Source organism: Microcystis sp. Msp_OC_L_20101000_S702, from assembly GCF_007095705.1.
Taxonomy (GTDB): domain Bacteria; phylum Cyanobacteriota; class Cyanobacteriia; order Cyanobacteriales; family Microcystaceae; genus Microcystis; species Microcystis ichthyoblabe_A.
The window spans coordinates 1-23,271 of sequence record NZ_SFBO01000111.1 but is presented as its reverse complement, the minus strand read 5'-3'; the positions used below and the strand labels follow the sequence as shown (position 1 = coordinate 23,271).

The 23,271-nt window shown below is 43.0% G+C and carries 18 protein-coding genes and 3 pseudogenes; 7 read left to right on the top strand and 14 right to left on the bottom strand.

Annotation, left to right across the window (positions count from 1 at the left end; all coding sequences use genetic code 11):
* A pseudogene (locus EWV60_RS12035) lies at positions 1-207 on the top strand (Rpn family recombination-promoting nuclease/putative transposase); the annotation flags it as partial.
* A 218-nt stretch (positions 208-425) separates the two neighbouring features.
* Here the strand turns inward: EWV60_RS12035 and EWV60_RS12030 are convergent.
* The 13 genes and pseudogenes from EWV60_RS12030 to EWV60_RS11970 all read right to left on the bottom strand — a co-directional run bounded on the left by EWV60_RS12030 (position 426) and on the right by EWV60_RS11970 (position 14,299).
* Complete coding sequence (locus EWV60_RS12030) at positions 426-2,471, bottom strand: calcium-binding protein (RefSeq protein ID WP_287232470.1); 2,046 nt, start codon at positions 2,469-2,471, stop codon at positions 426-428.
* A gap of 318 nt (positions 2,472-2,789) precedes the next feature.
* Complete coding sequence (locus EWV60_RS12025; RefSeq protein ID WP_287232468.1) at positions 2,790-3,521, bottom strand: FkbM family methyltransferase; 732 nt, start codon at positions 3,519-3,521, stop codon at positions 2,790-2,792.
* Positions 3,522-3,538: 17 nt separating this feature from the next.
* Entirely contained in the window at positions 3,539-3,787 is a 249-nt protein-coding gene (locus EWV60_RS12020; protein ID WP_002778508.1) for a hypothetical protein, read from the bottom strand.
* A gap of 18 nt (positions 3,788-3,805) precedes the next feature.
* Positions 3,806-3,931, bottom strand: coding sequence for a hypothetical protein (locus tag EWV60_RS12015; protein WP_287232466.1), 126 nt, complete (start codon positions 3,929-3,931; stop codon positions 3,806-3,808).
* 42 nt (positions 3,932-3,973) lie between these two features.
* The gene (locus tag EWV60_RS12010) at positions 3,974-4,723 is read right to left on the bottom strand and encodes an FkbM family methyltransferase (RefSeq protein ID WP_061433202.1); all 750 of its coding nucleotides are present in this window, start codon (positions 4,721-4,723) and stop codon (positions 3,974-3,976) included.
* Between the two features lie 38 nt (positions 4,724-4,761).
* A complete protein-coding gene (locus tag EWV60_RS12005) occupies positions 4,762-5,544 on the bottom strand; it encodes a class I SAM-dependent methyltransferase (protein WP_287232463.1) in 783 nt (260 codons plus the stop codon).
* A 121-nt stretch (positions 5,545-5,665) separates the two neighbouring features.
* Positions 5,666-5,857 (bottom strand): annotated as a pseudogene (locus tag EWV60_RS12000) (class I SAM-dependent methyltransferase); the annotation flags it as partial.
* Between the two features lie 18 nt (positions 5,858-5,875).
* Complete coding sequence (locus tag EWV60_RS11995) at positions 5,876-6,148, bottom strand: class I SAM-dependent methyltransferase (RefSeq protein ID WP_002778519.1); 273 nt, start codon at positions 6,146-6,148, stop codon at positions 5,876-5,878.
* A 195-nt stretch (positions 6,149-6,343) separates the two neighbouring features.
* Positions 6,344-7,096, bottom strand: a complete 753-nt coding sequence (locus EWV60_RS11990; protein ID WP_002778521.1) for a class I SAM-dependent methyltransferase — start codon at positions 7,094-7,096, stop codon at positions 6,344-6,346.
* A 74-nt stretch (positions 7,097-7,170) separates the two neighbouring features.
* A complete protein-coding gene (locus EWV60_RS11985; protein ID WP_287232461.1) occupies positions 7,171-8,535 on the bottom strand; it encodes an FkbM family methyltransferase in 1,365 nt (454 codons plus the stop codon).
* A 26-nt stretch (positions 8,536-8,561) separates the two neighbouring features.
* Positions 8,562-11,624, bottom strand: a complete 3,063-nt coding sequence (locus tag EWV60_RS11980) for an FkbM family methyltransferase (protein ID WP_287232459.1) — start codon at positions 11,622-11,624, stop codon at positions 8,562-8,564.
* A gap of 271 nt (positions 11,625-11,895) precedes the next feature.
* Positions 11,896-12,111 (bottom strand): annotated as a pseudogene (locus tag EWV60_RS11975) (PhzF family phenazine biosynthesis protein); the annotation flags it as partial.
* 154 nt (positions 12,112-12,265) lie between these two features.
* On the bottom strand, positions 12,266-14,299 hold the full coding sequence (locus EWV60_RS11970) for an elongation factor G (RefSeq protein ID WP_287232457.1): 2,034 nt from the start codon (positions 14,297-14,299) through the stop codon (positions 12,266-12,268).
* A 380-nt stretch (positions 14,300-14,679) separates the two neighbouring features.
* Here EWV60_RS11970 and ychF point away from each other — a divergent pair, with 380 nt between their 5' ends.
* Together ychF and EWV60_RS11960 are read left to right on the top strand one after the other, a co-directional pair.
* Complete coding sequence (gene ychF, locus EWV60_RS11965; RefSeq protein ID WP_043997508.1) at positions 14,680-15,771, top strand: redox-regulated ATPase YchF; 1,092 nt, start codon at positions 14,680-14,682, stop codon at positions 15,769-15,771.
* A gap of 369 nt (positions 15,772-16,140) precedes the next feature.
* Positions 16,141-18,174, top strand: coding sequence for an N-6 DNA methylase (locus EWV60_RS11960; RefSeq protein WP_287232455.1), 2,034 nt, complete (start codon positions 16,141-16,143; stop codon positions 18,172-18,174).
* Positions 18,175-18,273: 99 nt separating this feature from the next.
* Here the strand turns inward: EWV60_RS11960 and EWV60_RS11955 are convergent, their stop codons facing one another.
* Positions 18,274-19,815, bottom strand: a complete 1,542-nt coding sequence (locus EWV60_RS11955) for an NAD(P)H-quinone oxidoreductase subunit N (RefSeq protein ID WP_012267874.1) — start codon at positions 19,813-19,815, stop codon at positions 18,274-18,276.
* A 507-nt stretch (positions 19,816-20,322) separates the two neighbouring features.
* Here EWV60_RS11955 and pipX point away from each other — a divergent pair.
* The 4 genes from pipX (at position 20,323) to proC (ending at position 23,088) form a co-directional block, all read left to right on the top strand.
* On the top strand, positions 20,323-20,595 hold the full coding sequence (gene pipX / locus EWV60_RS11950) for a transcriptional coactivator PipX (RefSeq protein WP_002733869.1): 273 nt from the start codon (positions 20,323-20,325) through the stop codon (positions 20,593-20,595).
* A gap of 3 nt (positions 20,596-20,598) precedes the next feature.
* Positions 20,599-21,258 (top strand): YggS family pyridoxal phosphate-dependent enzyme, encoded by a 660-nt coding sequence (locus EWV60_RS11945; protein ID WP_130757125.1) that lies wholly within the window; start codon positions 20,599-20,601, stop codon positions 21,256-21,258.
* Between the two features lie 319 nt (positions 21,259-21,577).
* Complete coding sequence (locus EWV60_RS11940) at positions 21,578-22,150, top strand: cell division protein SepF (RefSeq protein ID WP_002732272.1); 573 nt, start codon at positions 21,578-21,580, stop codon at positions 22,148-22,150.
* A gap of 125 nt (positions 22,151-22,275) precedes the next feature.
* The gene (gene proC / locus EWV60_RS11935; protein ID WP_123230106.1) at positions 22,276-23,088 is read left to right on the top strand and encodes a pyrroline-5-carboxylate reductase; all 813 of its coding nucleotides are present in this window, start codon (positions 22,276-22,278) and stop codon (positions 23,086-23,088) included.
* Positions 23,089-23,271: the final 183 nt, after the last annotated feature.

The following is a 23,271-nucleotide window of genomic DNA, read 5'->3' as shown; positions in this document are numbered from 1 at the left end:
GGTCTAGAACGGGGTCTGCAAGAGGGGGAACGTCTGGTGGTGGAAAACCTGCTCCGAGTCCGTTTTGGTGAGTTAGACCCAGAAATTCAAGCTATTATCAGCCGGATTTTACAACTGTCTCCGGAAGAATTTACTCCTTTACTCCTACAGTATTCCAAGCAGGAACTCTTAAAGCGATTTCCCCCAGAAAAGTCGCGAGAAAATTGAAGCTATCACCCCCCTTATCAAGGGGGGAAGGGGGGATCGGCACCCCCCTTATCAAGGGTAGGGTTAATTCATGAATTAACCCTACTATAACCCACTAGGGAAGGGAGGGAGACCCTCCCTTTATCGTTCCAGGGTTCTACCCTGGAACGATAAAAGACCATCCTGAAAAAGGATGGCCTTTTATAATAGTCAACTCGGATTCGTCTGCTTACTGGAAATTAAGCGACGATAGTAAAGTTGCCGCCACTTAAACCCCCCGCCAAAGTGAGCGCATTCGTACTTTCCGCAATAAGAATAGAACCAGCCCCGAAGTTACCATCAGCATCGTAGAACAACTTGTTGATAGTTGTGTCGTAACCAAAGCGCACATTGCTCAAGTTAGCACCAGCAAGGTTTCCTGTGTTATCCACGAGGATTGTATTAGCACTGTTAGTTGCACCCGCTACAGCACTAACCGTCAAGGTGGCTCCCACTGCCGGAGCGCCGGCAAAGGCGGCATTACTTAGGGCGAATATATCGTTATTATTTGCATCTGTCTTGAAGTCCTTGACCGTCACGGCACTGGTGGCGATGGCTTTATTCAAGACGAACTGGTCATTACCACCGTTACCAGTTAGTTGATCAGTACCACCGCCACCAGTAAGGGTGTCGTTCTTTTCACCGCCTTTCAGGACATCGGCTAATGCACCACCAGTAATCTTGAAGGAACCATTGGTTTCAAGGGTACCATCAAAGGTTAAGATTTTGGTGGTGAAGGAAGAAGCATCAACAGTTAAAGTGGCACCACTTGCCACAAGGGTGTCCTTAGTGGTGATGGTGGTGTCAGTGGGGGCTTCTTTAAAGATAATCGTCTCAACGTTGGTAACTTTATCAAGAGCAGTAGTAGTGGCTTTAACTGTAACAGTTAAGGTGTCATTGCCATTGTTTCCATTGAGGGCAATACCATCAATCTGATCTGGTTCCGCCGTCAAGGTGAAGGTGTCATCGTTTTTGCCGCCGACAATCTGTTCTACCTTACTGCCTTTGCCCAGGTTCAGGGTCAGTTTTCCAGTAAAGTCAGTGGCATCCAGTCGATTAGTCCCGTCAAATACAGTGATCTTGCCGTCAATGGTTAGGTTCTTGTCCCCAGTAATAACGAAGTTGCTCTCGGCCTTATCGAGGAAAAGGGTGTCGAGAGTCTTATCAGCGTTAGACAGGACACTGTCAGCTTTAACGACTAGGTTGACCTTGCTTTTATCAAATAAGTTGGCCGCGATCGAGGCACCAGCAGTTGTCCCGTTCAGGTTAACCGTGAGATCTTTGTTTAGTGCAGTCTCAATTAGGGTGAGATCGTCAGCGTAACCAGCCACAAGATCAATGGCGTAGTTATTAGCATCTTTGATTTTTAAATCACCTTTGACCACCTGTACTTGTTTGGCTTTGCTAATGTTTTGCAGTAGGACCTCAGCGTTAGCGGCGCCAGAGAATTGGATGGTCTCAATGTTTTCGATATTCGGAGTGACAATACCAACAATTTGGGCGGTCAGTACGTCGTTATCACTGGTGCTAGGGTCTTGAACGAAACTACCGTCCAAGAAGGTTAAAGCCTGAACCGTGTTATTGGAGGCAGTCAAAAACTTATCTGCCGGGGAAACTTTGCTGTTTGCCGAACCGGTGAGAACTGCCCCATCTTCTAACAAGGTAAAGGTAGTTCCCGTACCGCCACCACCAGCGACAAATTCAGCAATTTGTGCGTTAGCCGCCGTTACGCTAGCGGCATTGGCAGTGACCGTATTCACAATGGCCCAGCCAGCACTATACTGGGCTGAGGTAAAGGTGGACGAGCCAGCAGCCGCCATGGCAATCGCGAAGTTTTCCGATACCTGAGCGCGGTTCGTCAAAGCCTGTTGCCGTGAGGTGGGGGAATACTGATTTAAAACGACCGGAAAATCAAAAATCGCCTGGGACGAGGACACAAGATAGGTATTAGCCCAGTAGGTTAATTCTGCCGCTGGAATGTCAGCCTCAGCAATCCCGTAGAGATTTTGGAAAGCTTGGATGACATAAGCACGACGAGCGGCCTCGTTCTGAGACAGCACCGTAGGGGATGCTAACATCGGATAGGCTGTCTTGGCTTGACTAGACGTAGAAAATGCCTGCACCGCCTGATTCCAAGAAACTGACTGACCTTCGGGACTCGCCCAATAGGTAAGGTCAGAAGCTGACGGGGGCAGCTTGGTGTACATCAAGGACAGAGCAATGATTGAAGATTGGGGAATAGCCATAATTTTGTTACCTAAAACTCCTCACACTAGGAAACGAGGTCAAAAATCAAAGAAGCTGAAAACGTCTCTGAAGTATCACAACTAATCATAGGAGAGGCATTATCATTTTGTCAAGCAGAGCTATAGCAATGGGAGGTAGAGTTAAATCCACTTTTTTTCGTGTTACCGAAGATACCGGTGCTAGAAATGCTTGCTAACTCATTAAAAAACCATTACTAGCATAGCGCACGGAATTGCAGATTTGAGAGATAGGCGGTCAAATTTAACATTATGTGACGATTTGCCTTAACCCTATTCGATTTGTTTGCACGAAAAAGACTAATAATAGTGCCAAGCGGGACAGAGCTCTGAGGCCACATTAAGAAAGAGACAGTCCACCGTCGCCAACCCCCCTCCCTCGTCCCGGTACTCATCCCCTAGGTCCCAAAGATGAAAACCGAAGCCTAGTAGCCAATTGGCCAATTCCGTTAACAGAGGTGTCTGGGGTCCATAGCCTCGGTATAACCAACACTCTAACAATAAGACTGAAACCTGGGGGAGGATCTGGACTGCTCCCTTGAGAATAGACCACTCGTATCCCTGGGTATCTATCTTGATGATTTGGGGGATTGGTAACTCTCCCCGCTCCACTAAACCATCTAGGGTGAGAACCGGCACCGTCACGGTTGATAGTGCTAAACCTGACCCCTCCATCGGGAGAGCGGTGCTGGCCACCAGATTAGGAAAAACATTAAGGGTTACAGTTCCCTCCCGTTCTCCTAATGCCACCCCATAGAGGTGAAAATTGTCATGAAGCTTTAAACTTTCGGTCATAAACTGCTGATAAGCCGGCGCGTGGTTCACTAACGGCTCAAATAGATAAAACTGAGACTGGGGAAACACCTCAACAATATCCCTAGACCAGGAACCATCCGAGGCCCCTACATCATAAATAACCTGGGGGTATAGCCCTTTAGCTTGCAAACGCTGGAAAATTTCTAGGTCTAACTGAGCAAACTTTTCCCTCGTTTTATAGGTATCGGCAACGGACTTGTAGGCAGAATTCGTCATGGGTGGCTCTGGTAGTATCAGTTAGGGATTAGTTCTAAACGAGTGTTGTTGACAACAACACAGTCTAGGGCGCTAAGGGTAGCATCGGGGTCACTTAAATCTAAAGCACTACTGGCCACCATATGGGGGAAGATATTTATGGTGACTTCGCCACTTTTTTCGCCTAAAGCAAGGTATAAACGGAGATTTTTTGGGATAATCGCTCGATAGGTGGTATCATAGTTGATTAGAGGCTCAAATAGATGAAATTCCGCCGTGGGAAGCACTTCATGGCTGTCCTTTGACTAAGAGCCATTAGAAGCACCAATATCAAAGTTGACTTGCGGTTGGTAGCCCAAGTTTTTCAGTCTTTGAAATACGTCTAGAGCTAATTGGGCCAATTTGGCTGTGGTTTTATAGGTTTCCCCCACGGATTTATAATTGGTAGCTTCGATAATTATCCTTGAGTATAATTAAGCATAGTGCCAGTCGGGAGTTATTCCAGATTTTGTGTTAACAAAAACACAGTCTAGAGTGGCTAAAACACCCTGTTCGTTACGGTAGGGTTCGACCACATCCCAAAGTCGAAAATTAAAGGGTAGTAGCCAATCAGCAATTTCAGTTAACAGAGGTGTATCTGGTCCGTAGCCCCGATACAGCCAACATTCTAAGACTAAAATATCAACACTGGCGAGGGTTTTTTGCGCTCCCTTCAGGATCGATAGCTCACTGCCTTGGGTGTCAATTTTGATTACCTGGGGTATGGGCAAATTTAAGGAAGTTATCGCTTCATCTAGGGTAAACATTGGCACGGGAACTGGTATAGTTTTGATTCCCGTGCTGGTCATATCTAGGGCAGTGCTACTGACGACGCTATCGGCAAAGACATTGATAGTTGTATCACCACTTTTTTCACTAAGGGCAATTTTATGCAAATGAAAAGAAGGATACATTACCAAAGTTTTTTCGATAAATTCTCTATATTCAGAGCAGTAATCAATTAGAGGTTCAAATAAGTAAAACTCGGCTAGTGGAAGGACTTTTTTAATATAACAAGACCAACCACTATTAGAAGCGCCAATATCAAAGATAACTTGGGGATGGTAACCGAGATTGGACAATCGTTGAAAAACCTGACGAATCTCTTTGAGGACTCGCTCGTCACTCAACTTTTCTAATACTTCTTGATAATTTTGGTTAATTTGGACTGGGTTATCATTCATACCAGCTAATGGAGAAATTTTTATGAGTTTTTTCAGTTTTATTTAATGGCTACATAAGTATGAGATACAGATAGAACTTCATCTTTACTATAGCCTTTACTGTTTAATTCTGCCAGAATAGCATCGGTGAGATATTGTTCTCCATCTTGCCAAATATCATTGCGAATAACATAGGAAACATCAAGGGAAAGAGCCGTTTCTATATACCGATTTGAAGGTAGAAAATTAAAGTAGTCAGAGAACATAAAATCTGCTAGATTCTTAGCATAAATCTCCTGGTTTTCTGATTCTAAAGAAGTTAATAACAATCCTTCTTGCTCTAGTATAGCTACCAGAGGTTTTAAATTTTCTAATTGTTTATGTTTTTGCAGATAGAGAAATATGTCATCTTTTGATAGTCTTAAATGAATCCAAGGATAATCGGCAAATAAACCGTATTGATGATGACCTTCGTAGGAATTCCACAGAGGCGCAGCCACACAGTAAATTAATCCTCCTGGTTTTGTCACTCGCCATATTTCCGAAAAAGCCGCTTCAATATTGGGAATATGTTCCATAGTAGCGGCGGAAAAAACTAGATCGTAGTAGTTATCGGGTCTTGTCGTCGATTCGACTGATTCTTGAAAGTAGGAAACTTTTTCATGAGTTAAGCCTTGGCCGATATCTTCGCAAACATCAAGACCGTGAACGACGGCCGCTTCTAGAAAAAAGCGGCAATCCCTGCCATTGTTACAACCCACCACTAAAACTTTTTTGTCCCTTAGCTTGTGGCTGGGTATATATCTTAGGCAATCGTTAGCAAAATAGTTGAGATAATCCATAAACTTTTTCAATATGGGGAGTTTTTTTGCTATAGCCCCGATAGAGCCAGCATTCGAGAAAGAGAACATCGACTTTAGCTAGGGTTTTGACGGCTCCTTTAAGTATAGACAACTCCGAGCCTTAGGTATCAATTTTGATCACTTGGGGATGGGGTAAACCAAGTCGGGCAATTGCGTCATCAATTGTTAACATTTGCACCGAGATGGGAGTGGTGGGTTGACTCTCATCACCAGTCTGCAAGAGACTACTGCTCACCACGTCCGTGGAAACATTCATCGTCACCTCGCCGCAGGTTTCACCGAGGGCGTATTTATATAGATGAAAGGAAGGTTAGACTCGCAGGATTTCTGAGATTAATTCCCGATAGTCGCTGCTGTAGTCGATGAGGGGTTCAAATAAATAAAATTCTGCTTCTGGTAAAATTCTTTTGATATAACAGGACCAACCACTATTAGAAGCTCCGACATCAAAGATAACTCTAGGTTCATGGCCGAGTTTTTTAAGCCGTCTAAAAGTTTGTCGGACTTCCTGCAAAACTTGATCGTCCAAGTCATCCATCATTTTTTGGTAATCTTCGTTAAATTGATTAGTTTTGTTAGTCATAATTGAAACAGTTAACAAGCAGTTGTTTTTGAGAAACTAATTAATCTACTATGGCAGTTATCTTAATGGTGAAGTAGGAAGTCTCTGGTTTTAGGGAACGCCAGAACTGCGGAACACTCGAACAGTAGCTGGTGGTGCAGAGATGATGCCAAATCCCGTTATACTTCATCTTTATAGGCAACGATGTAAGTCCAACTAGATTAGGATTTTGCTGCTATCTTCATCTAATCCTACAAAATCTTTCCCTTGATATTCCTGCAAACCAAAGCAGTTAAAATCTCCCGGTCTGGAAGTTTTATAGAGAGTGATTTTTTCTGAATAGTTTATCATCGATAAATCATTATGAAAATTCTCCAATAAATAACGAAGATAGTTGTCGCAGTAGTAGGGGTGAGCTAAATAACCTTTATTAAAACCACACAGAAAAAGTTTCAGGGAAAAAGGAAATTGATCAAGAAAGTTAAAAACTGCGGCTGTCACTTGGGGATAACTGGGGTTAAAAAAGTCATCCATACAAATTATTCCTTCCTCACTCAAAAGCTGATTAGCAATCTGTAAATCGTTAAAACAAGCGGAACCGGAATGGGCTCCATCTATGTGGATCCATCTACAGCTGGAAAAAAACTGGTGAAGATTAGCTTCATTTTGCCAAAAATTTTGAGATTTACATCGATAAAAATTACTGTTAGAGTGTACATTTCTGAGAAGCTCTTGGGCTTCGTCAAACATAATCAAGTCAACTAATAGACAGGTTTCTTCTGGGTTAGCATGAAGACAAGATAAAATAGCTGATTTTCCTTTCCACACTCCTATTTCTAAAAAATTACCTTTGATATTATGGTTGGTTTGATAATTTAGTAAGCAATCCCAAGTTATGGCGGCTTGCTCCATAAAAAATCCCTCAACCGAAACTGATTGACTGACATACTCTTGAAATTTACTTGCCATAATTTTACTCTTTAATTGCTGTTTTCCATTCTAATTTGTTAGCAGATTTTAACTAAAATTCTACCAATTACAATTTAAGCTGAAAAGTAGGTAGCTGGCATAACGGAAGCAGACCAAAGTAAGGCTTGATGGAAGACCTGATAATCTTGGAAAAAGAAAACATTGCCCCAAGAATTGTCGAGGGAATAGGCAGAATTACAGTAATAACTAACGTCGGAACTGCCCCAAATACGATAGATGACTAGATGCCAATGATAATCTCTTTCTTTCATGGCCTTGACTAAATCCGGTAATTGATTCATCGCTCCCGAACGACCAAAGGGGAAATTTTGATCCCAAAATTCCGCAACTACCACGGGATAACGATAGTTGCCCATACCTTTGATTACTTCTAAATCAAAGCCTTCTGTGTCAATTTTAACTAAACCAATATCTTTAGGTAATTCCTCACCATCGTGGAGACTAGCTAGGGTTTTAACGGTGACGGAAATAGTATCAGTAAATACTAAACCTTCCGAAAGAGAATGCTTGGTTAAACTGCTATAAAAGCTGGCATCTTGATAGGTGTTGTCTGGGGTTTCATCGGTGGCTATGTGGAGTTCTTGGGTTTGATTTTCGGAACCGAGAGCAAAGGGAAAAAGCCGAAAGTTAGGATGATCACCGAGGCGATTTTTGAGATGCTCGATGACGGGAGGAAAGGGTTCAAAGGCATAAACTTGATAACCAGCTTGTAGGAGACGACTAGAAACATCGCCCCGATTAGCACCAATATCTACTGCAAGACGATGGGGAAGATAGGAATATAAATAAGTCATTAATTCGATGTCTAAATCTTGAAAATATTGTTGATCGGTAATGACTTTATATTTTTGAGAGTGAATATCTTCAAAGATTTGGCGGTTATCTTCGCTGATTTGATGGAGATTTTCTTGTATTTTTTGTATGGTTGCAAAAACAGCATCGCTTTGCTGTTGGTAAGCTTTATAAATTCTCTGGAAAGAATCGAGAATTAAATCACTATGTTTTTGGGAGTCTTGTCGCACATCGCTGGCTATTTTTTGGAAAGTGTCGAGAGTTGATTCGTGCTGTTTTTGAGATTGGCTGTGATTTGTCTGGAGTTTTTCCGTCAAGACTTGAATATTTTTAATTATATCTACGGAAAATTTGAGCAAGAAGGCTTGATTTTCCAGTGATAAATCAGCCTTTCGCTTGGCTTCTGCATTTTCTTGTCGGATTTGCTCCGTGGAGTTATTAAGTTGCTCAACCTTAAAATCTAAGGGATCAAGCTGATTAAGTTTCTCCAGTTTCTCCAGTTTCTCCAGTTTTTGGATTTGTTCAAATTGGACATGACTGAGTGAATCAAGTTTTTCTAGAAATAAATCTTTGACTGCTTTAACTCGCTGAACTATTTTATTTTTGGCTAATAATTGTTTGATCATTTTGGCTAGTAATTGGGTAAATTGTCTTAAGCTTGACTGGGAGAATTTTCAATTTTACGGCTAGTTTCAGGAACTAACAAATCTTGACGAATAAAGACCACTTCTTTTTGGAGAAGTGTGCCATCAATGGGGGATCTCCATTCGCCGGTTTCGTCATAATAACGGAAACCAAGCTGATCCAAAAGATTAAGCATTTCATTGAAAACGAGAGCGTCCTGATCATAGCGAATAAAGGAGAGTTCAGCCACGACTAAATCTACCTGAGCGATAAATTCTTTCGCTCCTTCTAAGACGATATGCTCGGCACATTGCACGTCTAATTTTAATATTCCTCTGCCAGAAATTTGCTCATCTGTCGCCACCTGATCGAGGGTTTTTACTGCCACTGTAATCGTTTCATAGTTTCTAAAATCAGCGGGAGTGAGCAAGGAACTACCGTACAAATCGGGGGAAACTTGAAAACTTAACTGACCAGCTTGATTAGAGATGGCAATTTCTAGTAATTCCGCTTTAGGAATATTACAGATATAGTAATTTCTGGCCGATTGCTCGTATTTTGAGATTAGCGGATCGATGAGGATAAAGCGAGCTTCTGGGAATAATTGACTAGCGGTATGAGACCAAATACCGTGGGAAGCTCCCACATCAACCACAAAATCGGGCTGATATTTTTGCCCTCGTAAACGTCGCATGACTTGATATACTTGAGCATAATCTTTATAAATAATTGAGGGAACGGGGGGTTCAATAAAGTGAACTAAATCGATTGGCGATCGAGATAAAATCGCTTCAAATCTGTCATCGGCTGCTTGTTCTTTTTCTAGGGACTGCCACACCCATTTATCAATACCTTGATCGGAGAATTTTGCCGCTACCTTAACGGCATTTTCTCGCATTCTTTGCTGATTTTCTGGTTTAAGAACGTAGTCCACGGCTGCTGCCAAACTTTCAGGTGTATAATCACAAACCACACCAATTTGAAAGCGATTAATAAAGTTAGCCGCCGAGGTTTTATTACTGCCTAAAAGAATTACTGGGGTGTTAGCGGTGGCGAGGTTAAAAATAATCCGGCCGGGTAAACTAAGGCGAGACAATTCTGTCCGATCATCTCTTTCGTCCATGGTTCCCGTGGGAACAATAACAAAGGGATATGCTTGTAGTTGTTGTCCTAGTTGTTCTTCGGGATAAAGTCCTTGACTATAAAGTCCCCATTTTTCTAATTCTGCGGCAGATTCTTGGAGCCAATAATAGTTAGAATTGCCATACCAATCTAGTTTAATTCCTGCTCCTTGAATACTCTCTAAAAGAGATTGGAACCATTGGGGACTCCAAATGCTCCCTAATAAAGCTCCCCATTTTTCTTGACAGCGTTGGGGAGAAACTTCGGCAACTTCACTATTAATGAGACGGTGGGGAACGATCGCCGGTAGGAGCCAAAATTTGTAGCCGTACTTATTCTCGTAAGCGTCGCGGAGTTCGGGATGGGTGGCAAAACGAACGGAACATTTGCTTAAAAACTCTTTCATCAAATCATCGGGAATCTCCTGAACGCAGATATTCTGATCGTCCATGATGTAGGTGGCAAGGGGAACGTTAAATAATTCCTTAATAGCGATCGCTGTCAGAATATCGCTGGCGTAATAAGGGACACAAAAAACTTTTTGGACTTGATGGTGTCCGAGAGTTTGTAGAATTGATTGAAATATCGCCGGTCGCGACATTTTCTTATGGTCAAGATGGAAGCTTAAGACCCCGAATTGTTGTTCACCGCCATAGTGATTATCGGAACGGATGGAAATAATCTCGCTATCATCGGGAAAGATTCTTCTGACCAAGGCTCCTGTCCCGTGACTTTGATTGACTTCACTAGCGGTAACGATCACACTGCACTTAAGGCTATTTTTCTCGAATTGTTCAAAGCGATTATCGATGGGTTTTCCCTTTTCTAAGGATCTCCAGAGCCAATCATCAAAATGATCGGCTTTTAAGCTTTTGGCTAATTTTTGACTGGAATAACGGAACCGCAGTTGATTGCTTTCTATTCGCAGTTTCTCTATTTCTCTTAATAAGCTTTGAGCTTTATAATCACAGACAGTTCCTAGGTCGAATTCTCTGACGAACTGAGCGGCGGCACTATCTTCACGACCAACAATGATGAGCGGAGTATGAGCAACGGCGGTAATAAAGGGAATGCGGGAAGGCAAACTCAAACAGGCGAATTCGGGACGATCTTGCTCGTTTTCAGAACTTGCGGTGGGAACGATTGCAAAAGGGGCTTGACGTAAGTAGTAGATGAGAGCATCTTGGCTGCAGTAACCTTTAAAGAAGATACCATCTTGTTCTAACTCTACTTCTTGGAATTGCAACCATTGACGGTTAGGATTGCCATACCAATCTAATTTGATCTGGGATTCTCGACATAATTGCCTGAGATTTTCTAACCAAGTTTGAGACCAGATATTACCGATTAAAATCCCTCTTGCCATAGAATCGGGGACTGTAATTTCTGGGGGAATTAAATAACTTTCTACTAGGGGCGGTACAAACCAAATTTTTCTTTCGTATTTTTTACTATAGACTTGACAAAGGGGCTTAGAAATGCCTAAAATTAAATCGCTGCTATCGATTAATTGCTTAACAATCCCATCGGCCACAGCCCTGACATAGATATTTTGATCATCCATCAGGTAGGTACAAATGGGGACTTGAAAGAGAGATTTAATCGCTATGGCTATATAAAAATCCTCGATAAAGTAGGGAATTACTAAGACTCTTTTCGGTTTTAAATAAACAAATAAATTTTGGATTTTTAATAAAATTTCCCCGTAGGAACAACCGCGCACATCTAGACAGAAATTCTGGACACCAAAATCTTGATCTCCTCCGTAGAGATTGGTGGTTCGTAGGGAAACTATCCCACTGGTATCAGGGAAAATTCTCTTTAAAAGAACCCCGACACCGTGATTCTCATTGATTTCGTTTGAAGATACTATAATATCATAACTTTCTTGGAATTTGTCGGCAAAACTATTTAAGTCTTGTAACGACAAACTAAGTTCTTTTTGTAGTTCCTGATAAGAAGTGAGCATAATGATTAATTTTAATAGGCTTTAGCTATAGACATTTCATTGATTTTGACAGGGTTTCTCTGAAAAACAAGGTATAAACTCGTTTCGCCTACGGCCTCGTCATTAAGATAACTGCCGTATTTTTTCTTGGTTATCCCTCAAGAAATTTTATATTTTTCGATATACCCTGTCAAGTTCATTCTCATCCATCCCACAAAACCGAGATTGATCCTTGCAGGTCTTAATGTTTTAAGATTGTTCATCTCCTTTTTACTGACTTCGGCAACTGCTCTCACAATGACCTTTTGATATCACTTTTTGTTTCCCCATCGGGAATTATCATCTTACCTTGGCAGACCAGAACTGATGCACCACCCAGAGAAACTTCCGTGATTGACCGGTTGTTTTTCTGAAACTTTAATTGTATGTTGCTGGGTCTGCCCATTTCCACTCCTGAGATTATCTTCCATTGATTCATCCCTTCCCTAGAAGATTCTAATCCCCCTAGTTTGAGAATTCCGAGACTAATTTGGGGCAGTATAGCACTAGGATAATCTTATGGAACCCTTCTGTCATTTTTTGCCAGAAAAGGGAGAGATGAGCCAATAAAAGCCCATCTCTTGGTAATTTATCGCTCTACCTTACTGACAGCCAAGAAGACTTTACTTGTTACCATTACCCTGCATAGCTAAAACCGCATCGCGTAGTTTATCTGGCACTTCTTGCAGGTGATCCTCATCCCACTGGAAGAAACCAACCCCCATAGTCAAAGAACGCAATTCAACGATGAAATCGTGCATTTCCGCTTGGGGGAGATAGGCCGTCACCTGATCCCAACCTTTCCACTCCGCAGAAGCTTCAAAACCCTGAATTTGACCGCGTTTGCCACTGATTAACTGTAAAACCTTGGCGGTGTATTCTGAGGGAGCGAGAACCGTCACCGATAGAATTGGTTCTAATAAGACTGGATGACATTTAGGCAGTCCTTCCGTCATCGCTAGACGGGCCGCTTGTTTAAAAGCTTGTTCGGAACTATCGACACTGTGATAGGAACCATCGGTGAGAGTAACATCGATATCCACCACGGGGAAACCCAAAGGACCATGACCGAGATATTCCCGCACTCCCGTTTCCACCCCGGGGATATACTGTTTGGGGACAACACCACCGACAATGGTTTCATGGAAGTGGAAACCTTCCCCCCGGGCCAAGGGTTTAATATCGAGATACACATCACCAAAAGCACCGTGGCCGCCGGTTTGGTGTTTATAGCGTCCGTGGGATTTGGTGCTGGTTTTAATCGTTTCCTTGTAGGGAACTTGGGGTAAATGGGTGGTCATCGGTAGATTATACTTGCGTGCTAGGCGATCGAGGGCCACTTGCAGATGAATTTCTCCCTGTCCCCAAAGAATCACTTCTTTAGTATCACCGTGTTGTTCCCAGTAGAGGGAAGGATCTTCTTCGATCAGTTTCGTCAAAGCTGAACTTAATTTAACTTCATCCTTGCGATTTGCGGCGGCAATAGCGAGAGCAAAGACGGGTTTAAGCTGTAATCCTCTGGGAAGATCGGGTTTTTGACTGCCGCTGCTAACCACGTCTCCGGTAGCGATTCCTTCCAAACGACCGAGAGCGACAATTTCCCCCGCTTGGGCCTGCTGTAGGGGTTGTTGTTGTTGTCCCATGAGACGATAGATACCACCAATCCGCACACCGTTCAAGGCCATGCCATCGTTAAGGGTTCCCTGCCAGACTCGCCCTAGGGACAGGCGACCGCCCTGGGGAGTAAAATAGGTTTTGAGGATTTGTACCACTGCATCTCCATCCGCACTGGGATCGAGACCGCGACGATTGGCAGTAATTGTCGGGGCCGGTGTTTCTTCCACTAAAGCGGTAAGGAGATGACGCACACCATAATCCCGTTCCGCCATACCGAAGAACACAGGTACTATCTGATCGGCTCCCAGTTCTTGTTTTAAGTCTTGGAGAATTTCTTCCCGGGAGGGGTTAATATCTTCGAGGAGTTCTTCTAAAAGATGATCGTCAAATTCGGCGATCGTTTCTAGCATTTCTTGTCGAGCAATCTGTTCTTCTTCCTTGAGGTGGTCGGGTAAAGCTACAGGGTCGGCGGGACTGTTAGCATGGTAATGATAAGCTTGTTCGTTGATTAAATCGATGAATCCGATAATTTCGTTGTTCTGACGGATAGGATATTGCTGGGGAACGAGGGGACGACTAGAAACGGATTTGAGAGCTTGTAGGACTTCGTTAAAGTGACTATTACAGCGATCCATCTTGTTGATGAAGATTAGATGCGGAATTTCCCAATCATCGAGGAATTTTAGCAAGGGAGCCAGGGTGAGAACTCGATCGACCACCGGTTCACAAACGATAATAGCAGCACCGGCCCCGACGAGGGCATTATAGGTTTCACTGGCAAATTCGATCGAACCGGGGCAATCGAGAAAGGTAAAATTTAGGTCTTGGTATTGACTATGGGCAACGGAAACTTCTACACTCATCTGTCGATCCCGCGCTTGCGTGGAACTATCACCAACGGTGTTGCGATCGCTAATTTTGCCTTTTCTGGTGATCGCTCCTGTGACGAAAAGTAAACTTTCCAGTAAGGAGGTTTTTCCACTGGAGTAGGGGCCGACAAGGGCCACATTACGCGTGTTTGCTCCGATACTTTGATTCATACAGATACCCCCAAGAATGATTTAGTGATTAGTTGCGGCGATTGGGCGATATTTACACTCGATCGCCCTTGGGAAATATACTGTCATAGCACTGAAAATTACTCTCAGGACGTATTTAGAAGTGAAAGGCCTGTCTTGCCATAATTTTGCCCAGTGCTACAGGTGTATTCTTTCCTACTCTTCACCCTAACTCAGTCTCAAGCATTACATCCCATTCTCGCAATCTCTTGTAAAATCTCGCCTACTTTTAGTTAAGGAACTTGAATAAATGTTAACTAAGCTGTTAACTATCGAGAGTCTTTCTCATCAACCGGATTCACAAAAACGAGATGCAGCCTGATATAGTGAGAGGTCGGGATGATGTTTATCAAGCAATTTTTATGTTGAAAGCTGGAATCGTGGGACTGCCAAATGTGGGAAAATCGACCCTATTTAACGCTCTGGTGGCTAATGCCAAGGCCGAGGCCGCTAATTTCCCTTTTTGTACCATTGAACCGAATGTGGGTGTGGTATCCGTCCCCGATGAACGTCTGGAGGTTTTGGCTAAAATCTCTAATTCTGAGAAAATCGTGCCGACGCGGATCGAATTTGTCGATATTGCCGGATTAGTCAAGGGTGCGAGTCGCGGGGAAGGATTGGGTAATCAATTTTTGGCTAATATCCGGGAAGTGGACGCGATCGTTCATGTGGTGCGCTGTTTTGATAATGATGATATTATTCATGTTTCCGGTTCTGTGGATCCGGCCCGGGATATCGAGGTGATTAATCTAGAGTTAGCTCTAGCGGATTTGGGACAGGTGGAGAAGCGGGTGGAACGTTTACGCAAACAGGCGAAAAATAGCAAGGAAGCCGCCGAAGAATTGGCTATCCTTGAAAAAATCCTAATTTGTCTTAATGACGGTATTTCGGCGCGAAAAGTGGATTTAAGCAAAGAGGAAGAAGAATTAATTAAAAATCTCGGTTTATTGAGTCGTAAACCGATTATTTATGCCGCTAATGTTAGCGAAGATGATCTGGCCACAGGTAATGATTGGGTAGAAAGTGTCCGTCAAATTGCCCAACAGGAACAGGCAAAAGTTGTGATCGTTTCTGCTCAAGTGGAATCGGAATTAGTGGAATTGTCGGAGGAAGAAAGAAAAGATTTTCTCGGTTCTTTAGGAGTAGAAGAAGGGGGATTAAAATCTTTAATTAAAGCTACCTACGAGTTATTAGGACTGCGTACCTATCTCACCACCGGACCCCAAGAAACCCGCGCATGGACGATTATTTCTGGTATGAAAGCACCCCAAGCAGCCGGAGTTATTCACTCGGATTTTGAACGGGGTTTTATTCGTGCAGAAACTGTGTCTTATCAGGATTTAGTTAATAGTCGCACGATGAGCGCCGCTAAAGAAAAAGGTTTAGTCAGAAGTGAAGGCAAGGAATACATTGTTCAAGAGGGTGATGTTTTACTATTCCGTTTTAATGTATAGCTAAAAATAAATCAGGTGAACGCCGCCACCTGATCAAAAGGCTAAACAATTTTACTAAAATAACAGGAGAGCATGACTGAATAAATTCAGTCTTCCTCAATGTTTTGATATAATCCCTCAAGATTTCTGCCCTAAACAATCTCTCAGCTTTTTTTACTCACTTTGCTTAACATTAAACTGAATTTTTTATCTCTTGACATCCTCTAATTTATATTCTATAATCAGGTATAGGGGCAAGTTCTTGTTTAATCAAGATGGCGATGATCTCTGTCCACTAAAAAACTGGTTTGCTAGGAATGCAGTCAAGACTAAAAATATTCTATCTATTCAACAACCCGCAACAGAAAACATTCAAATCAAGCGCAGTAAATGAAAGAGCAAGGATTGTTATTTTCCGAAGATAGCCTGTTACCTGAAAAACTCCCCCAAATTCAGGAATTACGACCTTCTAACAATCTTTCGGCAGTTTTTGAAGAGTGCCATAATTATATTTACGCCAACGAAGGAATGCTCAAAGACAAGATTTTTCACGAGATGGTTAAACTAATCATCATCAAACTTCATGATGAAAAATCTGCCAAGCAATCTGTAAACTTTGGCGTTACAGCAAGTGAATATAAAGCCATCGTAGCAAATAAGTCCGATGAATTTATGTCGCGTCTCAGTCAATTATTTACCTCCATCAAGAATCATTATCGGGGATTTTTCACCGATGACACATTCAAGTTAAAACCTTTGACTCTTGCTTATATTGTAGGCAGGTTACAGTACATTAATTTAACTAAAACATCTGGCGATATAAAAGGGGAAGCCTTCCAGACTTTTGTAAATAGACACCAGCGTGGAGATAGGGGAGAATTTTTTACCCCTCACCCAATTGTACGCCTTGCGGTTGAAATGATAGACCCCAAACCAAAGGAAAAAATTATAGATCCTGCTTGCGGAAGTGGTGGTTTTTTAATTCAAGCAATCAACCATGTTCGACAAAATAATCCAGAGTTCAATATAGCAAGTTTTGTGCAAGAAAGTATTACAGGAATTGAATTTAATCCTGATGTCGCCCTTTCGGGAATGATTCGTTTAGTTTTTGAAGGTGGCACAGGTTCAGAAATTATCTGCACTAATGCGCTTATCGAAGATGAAAAATTAAATAATTCTTTTGATGTTATCTTGACCAATCCTCCTTTCGGAAATAAAGGCAAAGTAGAAGACCAGAAAATTCTTAAATCATATCTTCTCGCCAGGAAATGGCATAAATCAGCGTCCAATGGTTGGGAAGTTTCCCAAGCCGTTTTAGCGGGTCAGTCGCCCGATATTTTATTTATTGAGAAATCTATAAAATTATTGCGCGCAGGTGGACGCATGGCGATTATTCTGCCCGATGGTTTATTACAAAATATCTCTAATGGACCGATTCGGCATTGGTTGCGCTCCCAAACAAAAATATTAGGTGTTGTTTCCATACCGCCGGAAGCCTTTGTACCCTACGGCACTGGAATCAAGACATCACTTTTAGTAGTTCAAAAATTACCAGCAGACAATGATTCTTGTTTTATGGCACAAATCAAAAAAATAGGCTATGACGTTAAAGGACAAACAATATATAAGCGCAACGAGTCGGGAGTTATAGCCCGAAAAAAATCAGGTTTGCCAATAGTTGACGATGATATAGATGATATTTCTCAATCTTTTAGGTCATTTATCAATGGGGAATTTGCACAAAACAGCGATTGTATTTATACAGTTAAGAATACCCTGCTCAATTCGAGACTGGATGCCGAACATTATTTACCCAATGACCAAAAATTATTAGAACATCTAAAATCTATTGGGGCGAAACCTTTAGGTGAAATTGCCGATATTTTGAGAGATGCGGCTGATTTTCGTTTAGCTAGGGACAGTGAAATTAGATATATCGCTATTTCCGATGTTGATTATCGTACAATGCAAGTTGTTTCCCAACAAATAATTAAGGCACACGAGGCCCCATCTCGCGCAACTTATAGATTGTACAAAGGTGATATTATTACAGCAATTTCAGGAGCAAGTACAGGAACACCACGCCAAGCAACAGCCCTAATCACGGAAGATGAAGACGGAGCAATTTGCTCAAATGGATTTTCAGTATTAAGAAATATTCAGGGAGTCGAGCCTTTGTTTTTATTGGTATATATGCGAACAGACTTTTTTTTGCGTCAGATTAAAAGGTACATGACAGGTCATGCTATTCCTACTATTTTAGTAGATGATTTGTCAAAAGTTTTAGTGCCTATTCCACCCCAATCTGAACAGCAGAGAATCGCAAAAAGTATGACCGAAATTCAAGCAATTAGAAAAGAAGCGTTAAAGGCAAGTGAGAATGTTGTTAACGAAATGAGTCTTCTACTTGGCCAATTTGAGTAAAGCAAAAAGCAGGTTAAGCTTAGAAAAGGTCTTAAGGTGGTTGATTTATCCCAACCTTAAGACAGGACTAGAATAGCTAGGATAAATCAACAGAGATTCTCAATTTGCTCGGGAAATGTGCGTCGCCAGGGCCGCCGATTGTAGGATGGGGGTAGTGGTGACGGAATCCGTCGCTAGGGTAAAGAGAGGATTGGAAAGGATACCGGCCAGGGAAGTGGCCACTAGGGAGAGGACAATACCCACCTGTAGGGGACGCATCCCGGTAAGGGTCCAATTGATAACGGGGTAATTTTTCACCGCATCGGACATCTCTTGGGGTTCCTTGACCACCATCATTTTGACCACACGGATATAGTAGTAAATCGAGGCCACACTGGTGACTAAACCAACGAGGACGAGGGCATAAAGTCCCGCTTGCCAACCGGCCCAGAATAGATAAATCTTACCAAAGAAGCCTGCTAGAGGCGGAATTCCCCCCAAAGAGAGGAGACAGATGCTTAAACAGAGGGTTAGGAGCGGATCTTTCTGGTAGAGTCCCGAATACTCAGCGATCTGATCGGTTCCAGTTCTCAGAGCAAAGAGAATCACACAGGCAAAAGCCCCTAGGTTCATGAACAGGTAAATTAACAGATAGAAAATCATGCTAGAGTAACCCGCGTCAGTACCGGCGGTTAAACCAATCATGACAAAACCCGCCTGACCGATCGAGGAATAGGCTAACATCCGTTTCATGCTAGTTTGGGCTAAGGCGACCACGTTGCCGAGGATCATGCTCAAAATTGCTAGAGCGATAAAGATAAACCGCCATTGTTCGCTGACTAGACCGAAAACCGTCACTAATAGGCGAATTGCTAGGGCAAAACCGGCCGCTTTGGAACCTACCGAGAGGAAGGCCACCACGGGAGTGGGTGAACCTTCGTACACATCAGGGGTCCACTGGTGAAAGGGAACCGCCGAAATTTTGAAAGCGATACCGGCAATCACAAAAACTAATGCGATCGCTAAGGCCAGGGACTGACCACCGTTAACATCGGTTAATTTTTGGGCAATGGCACTTAAACTGGTTTCACCTCCGGATAAACCGTAGAGAAGGGAAACACCATAGAGGAAAATCGCCGAACTAGAAGCTCCAATTAACAGGTATTTTAAAGCGGCCTCGTTCGATCGAGGATCCCGCTTCATGTAACCGGTCATTAGATAGGAGGAAATACTGAGCATTTCTAGGGAGATGAAGATCATCACCAATTCACTAGCGCCAGATAGGAACATTCCCCCGAGGGTTGCGGTGAGCATAATGGCCAAGAATTCCGCTAGGGAGGTTCCCGCTTGTTCCACATAACGGATAGACATCAGCACTGTGGAGGCGGTAGAAAGGGCAATAATCGCCCTAAAGACGATACTGAGATTATCGCCCTCAAAAGCCCCTAAAAAGGCCACTGGTTTCGGATTGTCCCAAGTAAAGTAGAGAGCAACCACAGCAGCGAGCAGACCAGCGATCGCAACGTAGGGCAGCCAACTTCTGGCACTCCGTCCCACAATTAAATCGCCGATTAAAATCACCATCAGGGTAATAATCAGGATTCCTTCGGGCCAGATAACGCCGGCGTTTAGCTGACTGGCAACAAGACTAGAAAAATCCATATTGATTGAGGTTAAAGGAATTTGAAGTTAAAAAAGGCTTAATACAAGCTTAGGGCATTTGATCAGCGATTCAGTGATTAGTTATCAGTGATCACTGATCTGGTGTCAGTTTTCAGTTCACTGATCGCCGCTATCGGGTTAAAATTTCTAAAAAACCAGATAAATTTGAGATAATCTTAGCTTTTATGGGCATTATAGTTGTCTCTTGTCTTTTTTATCCTCCTGTCTCAGAGTCTCCTCTGCAAAGGGAAAATCTTTGATTTTTGCAGCAGAGCTAATTTCTGATGGTGACAACTTGTCACCGAAATGTATCCAAGTTAACAGGGAAAAAGTGAAAACTCAGGAAATCATGACATAGACTGGCATCGTTAGTTGTAATTGAAGGATTCTGGTAAAATCAAGCTAGGGAAACACCCGAAAAATCAATTGTTTTTGAGCCATCCGCTTGATTTTATTGTGGAAAAACTTTCTAGTTCGCTCAATCCTTTTCCTTTAGCGATCGCTTGAATGAGTAACGAAACCTATCTCAATCATCCTACTTTCGGTCTATTATACAGAGTGTGTCTATTAGAAGAACATCGGGAATTATTCACCACTCTTTATGCCCAACGTCTTTTTTTTCTGGTGACGGTGGGACCCAAAAAAGTCTCGTTCGATCCGATTAGTCGTTCCGATGCTCGTCTTTTAGTGGAAAACCGGCTGCGGAATTTGCGCCGGGGCAGTAATGTGCAAGAATTTAACAGTCTCAACCAAACTTATCAACAAACCTTTTCAGTCTAGTTCATGACGATCGCTAGTCGTATCGAGTCCATCCGTCTTACCCTACCCCCCTGCACGCGTCTGATTGCCGTCAGTAAACAGGTATCAAGCGATTATATCCGTCAAGCTTACCGAGCAGGGGTGAGAGATTTTGCCGAAAGTAAGCTACAGGAAGCAATCTCGAAGCAGCAAGAACTAAAAGACCTCCCAGATATTTCTTGGCACTTTATTGGGCATCTACAGGCAAATAAAGCGCGCAAAGTCCTAGAATCTTTTGATTTAATCCATTCCCTCGATAGTTTAAAATTAGCCCAAAGACTCGATCGCCTGGCCTCAGAATTAGAGATTAATCCCCAAGTTTTGCTACAGGTGAAAGTTGTCCTCGATCCCGATAAGTTCGGTTGGGACAAGGCCGAACTCATAGCAGATCTTCCCGCTTTAGTCAACTGTCAACAGCTAAAAATTCAGGGTTTGATGACAATTCTGCCCCAGGGATTATCGGCTGGGGAAAAGTTAGCCGCCTTTGAAAAAACCAGCGATTTAGCCCAAATCATCGAGAATAGCTCTAGTTTATGCCTGCCTCATCTATCCATGGGGATGTCTAACGATTATCCTCTGGCCGTCAAGGCCGGAGCCACTTTGATCCGGGTGGGAACTGGCATTTTTGGCGAGCGCATTTACTGAACCATCTGCGTAAATTCACAGAAAAAAACCCCAGAAATTTTAATCATTGGTGATAATATATCTTAAAATTACAGCGTCTAGTCTAGAAACTGGTGGTTAGAAATGAGGAATTGACTTTTTCCCAATCCCTGAAAACTATCCCCTGATAACTAATAACTGAAAAGAGGGAACTAACTGCTGCTTCCAGACGACTAAAATGACGAACCCTTAACAAAATAGTTCCCCTGTACCAAGCGAGAGCAAAGATTGTTAAAGGCCACCAAATAACCCCGACTCTAGACAAGACCACCAAAAAAAATCTTTTGAAGGACATTAGACTGTGAACAACATTTTTACCAAGCTCAAAGATTTTGTCGGTATCTCCGAACAACCGGAAGATGAAGATGAAACCGACTACGAAGAAATGAACTGGGAAAAGTCTTCCCCCCAAGATAGGGATCAAAACGAAGAAGAAGAACCCCTTAATCGTCGTCAACGCGAACCTTTAAATCTCAATACAGCCACATCTATGGGACTCAACAGAAGCAACGTGATCGGTATGCCAGGTATTAACAACAATAATGCAGAAGTGGTCGTGATCGAGCCCCATTCCTTCGAGGAAATGCCCCAAGTTATCCAAACCCTGAGAGAACGCAAATCGGTGGTTTTAAACCTCAACGTCATGGACCCGGAAGAAGCACAAAGAGCCGTGGATTTTGTCGCCGGTGGCACTTATGCAATTGATGGTCATCAAGAACGCATCGGTGAGAGTATTTTCCTGTTTACCCCCAGCTGCGTTAAAGTTAGCACTCTTTCTGGAACTATTCACGATATCGCTGATAACCCGAAAATGGCTCGTCCCGTTTCCTCCGCACCTGCTTGGGCAGCCGAAAGCAGTCGATTAGCTCAATGAATCCTTCCATAGTCCTCTCGTCAGGTTTGTCGAAGCTAGAAATCGATCGATTTATCGAGAGGATGCGTTTTTTCTTGGTAGGATAGCTAAATCTCTCTTTTTTACTTTTTACTTTAAAAAATACTGTGTCTATTCGTTTAGGAATTATTGGCGGTGGAGTGATGGCCGAGGCCATTCTCAGCCGTTTATTAAAAAAAAATGTTTATAGTCCAGAAACGGTGTTAGTCAGTGAACCCCAGTCCCAACGGCGCAACTTTTGGGTTAATACCTATGGAGTGCAAGTCAGTGAGGATAACCGGGAAGCTGCTAGGGCAACTGAGGTGTTAATCTTAGCGGTAAAACCGCAAATTTTAGAGCAAGTAGTGAATAGTTTGCTAGGAATACCCGAAAAACCCCTAATTATCTCGATTTTAGCGGGAGTTACCCTCAATCGCTTAGAAATGGGCTTTCCCGATCGCCCCGTCATCCGGACGATGCCCAATACCCCGGCCACGGTGGGACAAGGGGTTACAGCGATCGCATCCGGTCGTCATGCGGAACCGGAACATCTGGCCGTAGCTAGAGATATTTTTGCTGCGGTCGGTTCGGTGGTGGAAGTTCCCGAGGCTTTGATGGACGCGGTAACGGGATTATCGGGATCGGGCCCGGCATTTGTGGCCCTAATGGTGGAAGCTTTAAGCGATGGTGGTGTGGCGGCCGGATTACCGCGAGCGATCGCCTCTCAATTGGCCATAGAAACAGTTTTAGGGACGGCAACCCTATTAAAAGAATCGGCCATACATCCGGGGGAATTAAAGGATCGCGTCACTAGCCCTGGGGGAACCACGATTGCTGGGGTGAGACAATTAGAAAAAGGCTCTTTTCGCTCAACTATTATCGAGGCAGTAGTGGCGGCCTATCATAGATCTAAAGATTTAGGGCGTAGTTCCGAAAAGTAATCTTTTTATCTTTTTTAACCCATAATTAGGTAGGCGTTAAAAATTATCAGACACCCCCCTTATCAAGGCTATCCATTAGTCACATCTTTCTTAACATAAAATTTGACAAAAAGAGAAAAGTGTGCAAGATGGCTCAAGGGGGTTCTATGGGGGGACTAATTTGATGAGATAGTTTCCAAGTCT